General features: G+C 60.3%; 9 protein-coding genes and 2 pseudogenes. All 11 read right to left on the bottom strand.

Translation table 11 applies throughout. From position 1 onward, the window contains the following. A partial coding sequence (locus tag QOC89_RS15940) for a fimbria/pilus outer membrane usher protein (protein WP_323045888.1) occupies positions 1 to 1,725 on the bottom strand: 1,725 nt, incomplete at its 3' end. A gap of 134 nt (positions 1,726 to 1,859) precedes the next feature. After that, positions 1,860 to 2,603 (bottom strand): fimbria/pilus periplasmic chaperone, encoded by a 744-nt coding sequence (locus QOC89_RS15935; RefSeq protein ID WP_323045887.1) that lies wholly within the window; start codon positions 2,601 to 2,603, stop codon positions 1,860 to 1,862. A 77-nt stretch (positions 2,604 to 2,680) separates the two neighbouring features. After that, positions 2,681 to 3,238, bottom strand: coding sequence for a fimbrial protein (locus tag QOC89_RS15930; protein ID WP_323045886.1), 558 nt, complete (start codon positions 3,236 to 3,238; stop codon positions 2,681 to 2,683). A 375-nt stretch (positions 3,239 to 3,613) separates the two neighbouring features. Beyond that, positions 3,614 to 4,078 (bottom strand): annotated as a pseudogene (locus QOC89_RS15925) (MFS transporter); the annotation flags it as partial. Positions 4,079 to 4,080: 2 nt separating this feature from the next. Further along, positions 4,081 to 4,311: pseudogene (locus QOC89_RS15920) on the bottom strand (aldo/keto reductase); the annotation flags it as partial. A gap of 658 nt (positions 4,312 to 4,969) precedes the next feature. Further along, positions 4,970 to 5,260 (bottom strand): H-NS histone family protein, encoded by a 291-nt coding sequence (locus QOC89_RS15915; protein WP_323045885.1) that lies wholly within the window; start codon positions 5,258 to 5,260, stop codon positions 4,970 to 4,972. 189 nt (positions 5,261 to 5,449) lie between these two features. Further along, positions 5,450 to 6,649, bottom strand: a complete 1,200-nt coding sequence (locus QOC89_RS15910; RefSeq protein WP_323045884.1) for a serine hydrolase domain-containing protein — start codon at positions 6,647 to 6,649, stop codon at positions 5,450 to 5,452. A gap of 95 nt (positions 6,650 to 6,744) precedes the next feature. After that, positions 6,745 to 6,948, bottom strand: coding sequence for a hypothetical protein (locus QOC89_RS15905; protein ID WP_323045883.1), 204 nt, complete (start codon positions 6,946 to 6,948; stop codon positions 6,745 to 6,747). A gap of 512 nt (positions 6,949 to 7,460) precedes the next feature. Continuing rightward, the gene (locus tag QOC89_RS15900; protein WP_323045882.1) at positions 7,461 to 7,721 is read right to left on the bottom strand and encodes a hypothetical protein; all 261 of its coding nucleotides are present in this window, start codon (positions 7,719 to 7,721) and stop codon (positions 7,461 to 7,463) included. Positions 7,722 to 7,808: 87 nt separating this feature from the next. Beyond that, positions 7,809 to 9,281, bottom strand: a complete 1,473-nt coding sequence (locus tag QOC89_RS15895; RefSeq protein ID WP_323045881.1) for a sigma-54 interaction domain-containing protein — start codon at positions 9,279 to 9,281, stop codon at positions 7,809 to 7,811. Between the two features lie 40 nt (positions 9,282 to 9,321). Continuing rightward, positions 9,322 to 9,604, bottom strand: a 283-nt coding sequence (locus QOC89_RS15890) for a hypothetical protein (protein WP_323045880.1), incomplete at its 5' end; no start/stop codon positions are given.

Here is a 9,604-nt window from a genome sequence, read left to right as displayed (position 1 = left end):
CGACGATGCGCTCAGGAACACGGTTCCATGGTCCTTGAGGGTCTGATTGACCGTGAGCTGGAAACGGTTGCGCTGGCGATAGACCGAGTTCGTATCGCCGCCGCGCATCGCAAGATCACGCACGGATGCCGCATCCGACAAATTCATGAAACCCGCAGTCGAATAGCGGTAAGCGGCAACCGCAATGTTGGTGTCGGTCGGATCGATGAACTTGCTATAGCCGACGCGCAAACTGGTGCCGCGCATCGTGCTTTGATTCGGAATCTGTGTCTGCGCGCCGGTTACGTCCGCGGAGAACGCACCGAACTTCGTGTTCAGCGCCGCACCCACGTCGGCCGCCACGTAGCCGTTGGCGGCGACCGCGCCACCGTAGGCCGTCACCAGATTCGTCAGCCCGCGTTGCAAGGTGAATTGCGCGAAGTTCGGCTTCGTTTCGAGCGTCGAGTTGCGCAGTTCCCCGGCGGTCACCGAGAAGCGCGTCGTGCCGGGACGCAGCGACTGCGCGACCGAAGCAAACGGCACCGTAAAGGTCTTGGTGCGGCCATCGGCTTCCGTCACCGTCACGTCGAGATTGCCACCGTAACCGGTCGCGTACAGATCGTTGATTTCGAACGGGCCCGGCGACACGCTGGTTTCATAAATCACCTGACCGTTCTGACGGACCGTGACACGCGCATTCGATTCCGCCGTGCCGCGCACCACCGGCGCATAGCCGCGCAGCGATTCCGGCAGCATGCGGTCGTCGGTGGCGATTTGCGCGCCACGGAATTGCACGCTGTCGAACACATCGCCTGTCGTGTAGCCGTCGCCCACCGTCACTTGAGATTTCAACGCGGCAACGTCGTGCTGCAGATAGGTCGCGATGTTGTCGAAATGCGTGCCTTGGCCCGTAGCCTGCGACAACGACGATTGATGGCGGAAGTGCCACGCGCCGATGTTCACACCGGCATTCAGGCCCAGATAGCTTTGCGTCGATTGCGTGCCCGAGCCGGCGGTGTGATAAGTGTTCGCGTTGTAGCTCACAAAGCCCGCGTTCACACCGGTCTGCCACATGTCCGGCGGAACGTAGCCGCGCGCGGCGTTGCGCATGTACTTTTGCGGCACGCTCAGCGTGAGCTTCTGTTCTTCGAAGTCGAAATCGACGGCCGCGCCCGGCACCGTTGCGCCCAGGTCGACGCATTCGTCAGCGCCCGCTGCTGCTACAGCGGTTTTATCGGACTGCGCACTAACGGGCGCAGCCTCAGCGCCTGCGGCTTCGTGTGTGTCATTCGTTGCACCTGCTGCAGCTGAAGCATGTTCTGGCGCCTTCACACCAGTATCCGCACCGACCTTCGCAAAATCGACACCAAGTTTTTCCAGCATCGGGCGACTAAAGCACGGATGCGCGCTTTGCCCTTCGCCGGTCGCCACAAAGCGCACATCCTGGCGCGCCACACGAACGTCGTTGACCCAGAGGTCGACGGAATACACGCCTGCCGACACCATGTTGCCCCGCGCAAAACGCGTAACGTCCACTGTTTGTTTCGGGTCGGTACGCAAGAACGTCGTATCGAACTGAACCGCTGCGCCAGTATTGGTGCTTTGTGCAGCACTCACACTCGCCGGCTGGACGCCGCCCAGCACCGCGAACACCGACATGACAACGGCGGTGACGGGGTTCAGGCCGAACGAACCAGGACCTTCACTGGTGCGAGCATGCGACTGATGACGAGGTGAGAGTTTCATGATTTAACTGATCCAATGTTCTGCAACGGGCGTGCGTCGTCCTTCATGCATTGCCTGTGCAATGCACGCCGTTATCGAGAAAGTGTTGAGCTATGGGCGGGAGGCGGCCGCCCGACCGGCAATACTGCTGCGGTCTATTGGCCGAGCGTCGCGTCGCCGCTGATGGCGCCGCCGTAGTCGCTAATCGCGGTGTAGTGAACCTTCGCGCCTGCCGGTACGGCATTCATCTTTTCGACTGCCAGAATTACCGAAGCGTGTGGCGCAACCATGCCGCCCTTTTCATTCTTGAAGGTATGACCGCTGCTTTCGACATCGACTTCGCTAAACGACACGTAGTACGGCGTCGGATTCGATACGCTCACGGCTTGGCCCTTGCCGTCCGCCGACGCGGCAATCTTCCAGCTCAGCTGCGCCGGGGCGTCTTCTGGCTTGCCCGGCAACTTGGCCGGACGCACGAACACTTTGATGCGGGTGCGGTACGCGAGCTGCAGCGAATTGACATCCGGTGCCGCGCTTGCTTTAGGCGGAATGTCCAGCACGTTGAGCCAGTAGACCGATTCACGATCCTGCGGTACCGCGTCGCCGCTATACATCACGCGCAGCGTCTGCGCTTTCTTCGGGTCCATGCGAAAAATCGGCGGCGTGATCACAAACGGCACCTTGATGTCGCCCGGCTTCGCATTGGCATCGCCGTCGTCCATCCAAACTTGCACGAGCGATGGGTTGTTGCTGTCGTTATCCAGCTTGACTGTGACTTCGCGCTGCTCGAGCGGATATACCACTCGTGTACCGCCGATCGTCACGCTTGCATGTGCGCTGCCTGCAAGCAGCGCACATGCAAAACCGATTCCCATCGTCATTTTTTTGAGCATCTTCATCACAATCACCTCAAACTAAATCTTGAAATAAGGCCGTTAAAAAGGCGTTCACCTGAGTGAACGCCTCCGGTCAATCCTTACTGATACTGCATCGTGTATTGCACCGACGTGTTCACGGTGCCGGCTGCGGCCTTACCCGTCGCGAAGTAGCGCGCGAAGTATTTCGGGCTGGCTGCACCGCCAGTGATCGCCACGCCATCGGTCGCCAACTGATTGTTCGAGTTGGTCGTGATGTTGATCGGGTTCATGCCTGCATTCAGCAACTGAACTTGCACGTTTGCTGCGGTACCGCTGTTCTTCAGGTTGCCGGTAGTCTGGTCGACCTGCGGGCCGTTTTCGAAGTTAGCGATTGCCTTCGTTGCACCGCTCGTGCAGCCGCTCAGCGTAAATGCCAGGTCCGTCGGGCTCGACGTACCAGCAGTAGCACCCGTGGTCGACAGCGTGCTGGCCGAAACGGTCGGCAGCGTGATCGATTTGTCTGCCGGGCTGCCCGACGCGACGCTGTTGATCGAGCAAGTGGTATCGGAAACGGTACCGGTGAAGGTGATCGTGCCGTCTGCGGCATTGGCGCCGAACGATGCGAGACCCAACAGGCTGCCGGTTGCGATTGCGAGTGCGGGGATCATTGCTTTCATGTTTGCTGCTCCAGTGAATTAATAAAAGTTCAAGTCAACGGTGGCGCGTGATTAGTTCGACCTGCCGTTCGCCCCTTCACGCTCCAACGTTCTGCGCCGGTAAGCGGCGATCTTTGCTTCGAACTATTGGCCTTTCGTTCAGGCGCAAACAAATATTAAAATTCGCGATGACATAAGTACGTAGGACGATTCCTATTTGATTAAGAATCGCCCTACACGACATGAGATATTTCTGACAGGCGATGTCTGCTTAGAAACGGGAATAAGACTGTTCTTAAAAATGCCGGGCGAAAAATCGATTTCCCAGGCGACGCGCATAAAAAACCCGCCGCACCGTTGCCGATGCGGCGGGTTTTATCTCAACGTACAGGTGCGCTATGCGCCGCTAGCTTCGTTCAACGTCAAGTGCTTCGTCTCGGGCGCCCAGGCGATCGACACAATCATCCCGATCAACAGAACGGCCGCCAGCACCATCATGGTCGCGTGAAAGCCTAGATGGACGATCCCGAGCGGCAGCAAGAATGTACCGACAGCCGATCCAAGGCGGCTACACGCGATCGCAAGTCCCACGCCGCATGCGCGCACCTCGGTTGGAAAACACTCCGGCGGAAACACGCCGACCAGATTCGAGAATGCCGACATCGTCAGCGTGAAGATGGCGAAGGCCACGATCATCGCCAGCGTTGCAGATTCCGGCAGCACACTCCACGCGACCAGCGACAAACAAGTCACCGCGAACGAACCAATCAGAAACACACGGCGCGACAGTTTGATCGTCAGCCAGATACCGACCAGCGCGCCCAGCACAAGGAAACCGTTCAGCAGGAAGTCCGCGCCCGAACGGCGTTCTGATACGCACCCATGTCATAGCCGACCTTGGTCGTCACGACGATTTCCTCGCGTCGTGCGAGGCGCTTCAGAATGCGGCCAACCACGTCCTCATTGACACCTGTCGAATAAAAATCGGCGAGATCGATGAAATTGACGCCGGCTTCCAGCGCGTGGCGCACGATCGGTTCGCTCTGCGTTTCGTCGAAAATCCACGGCTTCCATTGCGGCGTGCCCATGTTCATCCTTCGCCGATAAAGAGTTGTTTGTCCGTCGATACGCTCATGGTCGTTCCGTCGAGGTTGAGTGGATGAGCGATTGTGCTGTCCGGTCCTCGCGACCCTGTATCGATGAGTTTTGATGCGGGGTATGAGGCGAACTTATCTCCGGGTTTGCCCGCGGGCGCGTGCGGTGGGTGGGCCACATCGCGCACGCACGAAGCCAAAGGTGAGCGTTTTCGGGACTCGCGATTACGAAGCTCGAATCGCAATGAAAGGTGATGACGCGGATGGCCACTCACGCACCCGCGTGCACGAAATTCAGGAGCGCAGCAAAGTCCGTGGAGTAGACAGCGCGAACACCGCACGACGCGCAGGGCGTTGCTTCGTATAGCTTGGGAACGCCCGCCAGCAAAGGCTGGCGCGGGTTTCGGGGAAGGGGATGCCGCTATGAGGAACAACAGAGGCGATCACACCACAAGGTGCGTCATTCGACAAAACCAGGCTCACCGAAACAACGATTGCTGGCTCGAGGCGTGAGGAGAAACTGACGGCGCGCGTGGCAGGCTCACGCGAAAGGTGAGCGTTTTCGGGACCCTCTCCGCGGTGCGAGAAAAACCCGACACAACTTCACTTCAGAAAAAACCCGGCGCGTTGCGAGCACAAGCGCCATGGACGCGCGGCGTCAGCCTTCAATCAGAAAGCGTTCGCGATTCTTGCCCACGAGCCAGCCAGGCGAGCGACCACGGCCGCTCCATGTCTCGCCGGTTTTCGGATTGCGGTACTTGGCAACCGTGGCCGGTTTGCGTCCCGCCGCACGCTTGCTCGTGAAACCGAGTTCTTCGGCCGTCAGGTCATATTCGGCGACCTTCTGCTTGATCTCGGCGATCGCCTGAGCGATCTCCTTTTCACGCGCCACGGCGACTTCCTTGTGGAGCTTTTCGAGCTGGGCGGTCAACTGTTTGTATGAGGCCATGGCGGGTACTCCGATCGATTTTGACGAACTGCGGTGCGGACGCTCCAGAGGAAGTCTCCTTTGGGGGCACACTATCAGACGAATAAAGTGCCGGATAGAGCCGCGCATGCGGGCGGAAGGTGGTGGCGCAGGACGGCCCCGGCTAACGGCTGCCCAGGGCTTCCCGCTCAACGACCGTAGCCCATGCACTCAATCGTCAATCGCATCGTACACGCGGCGTTCGAAATCGACCGACATCGGAAAGGGTTCGACAGTACGCAGCTGAATCAGCATGAGCCCGATCATGTCTTCTACCGGATCGGCGAACCAGCTTGTGCCGAACGCGCCTGGCCAGCCGAACGAGCCTATCGAGCGATAGCCGAGGGGCAACTGCTGCGCCGGATCGTCGACGATGGACACGCCAAGGCCGAAGCCCTGCCCCGCCCATAGCACATGACCGAATGCCGGCACGCGGCGCTGGTCGCGCGTCAGAAAATTCGAGCGCATCAGATCGACCGAGCGATGCGACAGCAAACGTGTCGAATCCACCCGTCCACGCCCGAGCAACAGCTGCGCGAACTGCAAATAATCCTGCGCCGTCGAGACAAGACCGCCACCGCCGCCCTGGAATCGCTCGGGATTCGCCCAGCGGCTCGCCGACGGATGATCTTCGACCACACGCCGGCGAGTGCCCGGCTCGACGCCATAAGCCGTCGCCAAGCGCGTCAGCTGCGCGCCGGGCACCCAGAACGCTGTGTCGCGCATGCCGAGCGGTTCGAAGATCCGCGTGCGGAAGAACTCGCCGAGCCGCATGCCGGTTACGCGCTCGATCAGCACGCCGAGGATGTCGGTCGCGATGCCGTAGTGCCAGCGCGAGCCGGGCTGAAACATCAATGGCAAACCCGCTATACGCGTCAGCCACGCACTGGCATCTCCGTGCGCTTCAATACCGTTGAAGGCAGCCGCATAAGCTTCGGCCAACGGACCGGTGGCCGTGAAGTGGTAGGCGTAGCCGGCGCGATGCGTCAGCAGATCGAGCACGGTAAGCGGCGCTCTGACCGGGTCGGTTTCGTCGAGCGGGCCGGTGGGGTCGCGCAGCACGGAGGGCGCTGCCAGTTCCGGCAGCCACAAGGAGATCGGCGTGTCGAGTGCGAGCCGGTCCTCTTCGATCAGCATCAGGATCGCCGCACTCGTCACCGGTTTGGTCATGGACGCGATGCGAAACAGCGTGTCGCGTTCCATCGGCAATTGCGCGGCTTCGTCGCGCAAGCCGAGCGGCTCGAAATAGCCGATTTCGCCGCGCCGCCAGACCAGCGAAACGACGCCTGCCACTTCGCCGCGCTCCACATAGCCCTGCATGGCGTTCGTGAGCGCTGAGAGCCGTGTTGCTGAAAGTCCTGCTGGTTGCATGTTCCTCCTGAGTCGGTAGGCGTTACGTTCCCTTATTTTTGCAGCGAACGTTACCCGATCAGAAGGTACACGTCATCTTCCTTCCAGAGGGACGGTCAGGCTTTCTGCCGCGCCTCCAGGGCCGAAAGGGCTGCGTTAAGCCGTTTGACGCGACTGGCTTGCGCGGGAACCAGTACCGCCCCGGACACCGACTCAATGCGGTTGCGCCAATATGACAGCGGAATACGGTCTTCAGCGGAGATATGCGAAATTACATGTTCAAGATGCTCGATATCTTTTTCGAGTTGGCGGTGATTCATTGTTTTCCCCGGAATTACTCATTGAACTCGTTTAAACAGCATGAAACGTGCCGCAATTACGCCGTGCAGTCTCTCAAACGGAAAATCTTTCTTGAGCGGCTAATGCGTCCTGCCGCAAGCCGGCAAATTCTTCGTATAGGTTTAATTCGAGCCGGCCAGAAGACGATACTGCGAAGAATCTTCGCGTTCCGTTAGGTGGCGCACGGACTCGGCCTAACGGCTAGACAAGCGCATCCGTTCATCGGCTCAAACAGTAAAAGCAAAATAAATATCGAAGCAGCACGGCAAATATTCAATATGGATCATAGCCGTTTCAGTAGATGCACATTGGACGCAGATAGTGATGACGACCATGGGCTTATTGCGTGACAGCGGCCAGCCGTAGGTCGGATTCGGCCAGTCAAATAAAATCCGCGCTAAGAGGGACGGACGCCGGCCGGCCTGGCCGAGCTGGGGTAAAGAAAGGAAGTTGATAATTCTCTGACTAACGCCAACCGTGGGCTGGCGCGACGTCATTTCGTCCGGCAGGCGTAAATGAGGCTGAGTGTGCCGTTGTCGCTGGACTGGCGCACCACGTCGAAAGCGCCGCCGCACCCCGCGCTTGCCTGCTGCGAGCACGAGTCGGAGCCGGCCGGACATTGAACCAGCGTGGTCTGCCGCCCGTCCGGCAGAAACAGCGGTGCGCTGCTGCTGCAGCCGCCCAGCATGGCGAGTGCGGGAAGCGCCAGCGCGGCACAGGCCCGGCGCGCGAAAGAGAAGAGACTGCGTTTCATTTGAAACCCCGATCACGTCTTGTTTTTCGATCACGCGATTGTGCCACGCGGCAATTGCACTGCGTCATTTGATCTCGCTCGACGTCGTCATATCTCGATACCGTATGCCGCGATCTTCTTGTAGAGCGTCGCGCGGCCCATACCGATCTGCGCGGCGGTCTCGATCACGCGTCCGCCGTGGGCGCGCAACGCGTCGCTCAGGAAGCGCTTTTCGAACGCCGCCATGGCGTCGCTCCATGACGCCGCCTCGCGCGCCTCAGCAGCCGCGCCTGAAGCGTGCGCGCCGGAGAGCGCGCCCGGTACCTGCGGACGAAGGCCGCCGCCCTGTCCCGGACCCATGAACGGCGCCAACGCCCGTGCGTCGATTCGCTCGCTGTCCGAGAGCATCACCGCCCGCTCCAGCGTGTTGCGCAACTCGCGCACATTGCCGGGCCATCCGTAGGCACACAGCAGCCGCAACGCATCGTCCTGCAATTCGAAGTGACTGGTGCCGCGCGCTTGCGTCGACAGGTCCTCGAGCATGGCGTAGGCCAGCGCTTCAATATCCGACGAACGCTCGCGCAGCGCCGGCGCCTGGATCGTCAGCACGTTCAGCCGATAGAACAGGTCTGCGCGAAAACGCCCCGCCGCGACGAGCGCCGGCAAATCGGCCGACGTCGCCGCGATGATCCGCACATCCGCGCGCACGATCCGGTTCGAGCCAAGCGGCTCGAATTCCTTCTCCTGCAGCACGCGCAGCAGCTTGCCCTGCAATGGCAGCGGCATGTCGCCGATTTCGTCGAGAAACAGCGTGCCGCCGTTCGCGAGCTCGAACTTGCCGACGCGCCCCTTGCGGTCGGCGCCCGTATAGGCGCCGGGCGCGGCGCCGAAGAATTCAACTTCGAGCAAGGTATCCGGAATCGCCGCGACGTTGACGGTCACGAGCGGCTGATTTGCCCGCGCCGAGCCGCCGTGAATGGCATGCGCGAGCAATTCCTTGCCCGTGCCGGTTTCGCCGAGCAACAACACCGGCGATTCGAGTTGCGCCGCGCGGCGCGCCTGGCGCTTCACTTCGAGACTGGCCGCGCTCGTGCCGACGAAACTGCCAAACGTGTACTTCGCCCGTCTTGCTTGCGCGAGCGACTGGCGCGTCGCGATCAACTCGGCTTGCACGCGTGAGTAGTGGGAAAAAAGCGGCGTCAGCGCCTTCAACTCGTCGAACAGCGCGAAACCCACCGCGCCGACCGTTTCGCCCGCATCGTCTTTCAGCGGCAACCGGGTCACGACCAACGGCTCGCGGTCCGTTTCGAGGATGTCGAGCAGAATCGGTTTGCCGGTCTTCACGACCTCGCGCATCAGGCTGTTGGGAATCACCTCCTCGCAATCCCGGCCGATCGCCTGCTCCGGGTCCGAAAAGCCGAAGCGCGCCGCATAGCGCTTGTTGATCCAGACGACGCGTGCCTCGGCGTCGACGATGAAGGTGCCTTCGCTGGAATTTTCGAACGTACGGAAGAGTGAATCCAACGCCCGGCGCAACACGTCGCCGTAGGTGGCAGGAAGGCCCGCCCAGTCGTTCATCATGGTGTCGCTGTCTCCGGCTACTGTTTTATTTATGTATGTCTCATTTCGTAGACAAGCTTATCTCATCGGTGAGATCGCCAGCAAGCTCTACAGACAAGGGTTTAACCTCAATTCGGCCGATGTTCAGGTGATTAACGTCCCGTTTTAGAGACATATGGGTACAATCGGGCTCATCACGTTTCGAACTTTGGCCTGCGGAATCAACCGGCAGGCCGCTGCGGCGCGCGTGGCACGGAATCTGCATTTGCGGGCGCCGGGCCGTCGCCCCATCGGGACGGCGTACACCTAGAACTATCAAGCTTTGGAGACTCAATGTCCTTTGT

It is taken from the genome of Paraburkholderia sp. (assembly GCF_034668105.1).
Lineage (GTDB): Bacteria > Pseudomonadota > Gammaproteobacteria > Burkholderiales > Burkholderiaceae > Paraburkholderia.
This window is presented reverse-complemented; position numbering and strand designations above follow the sequence as displayed.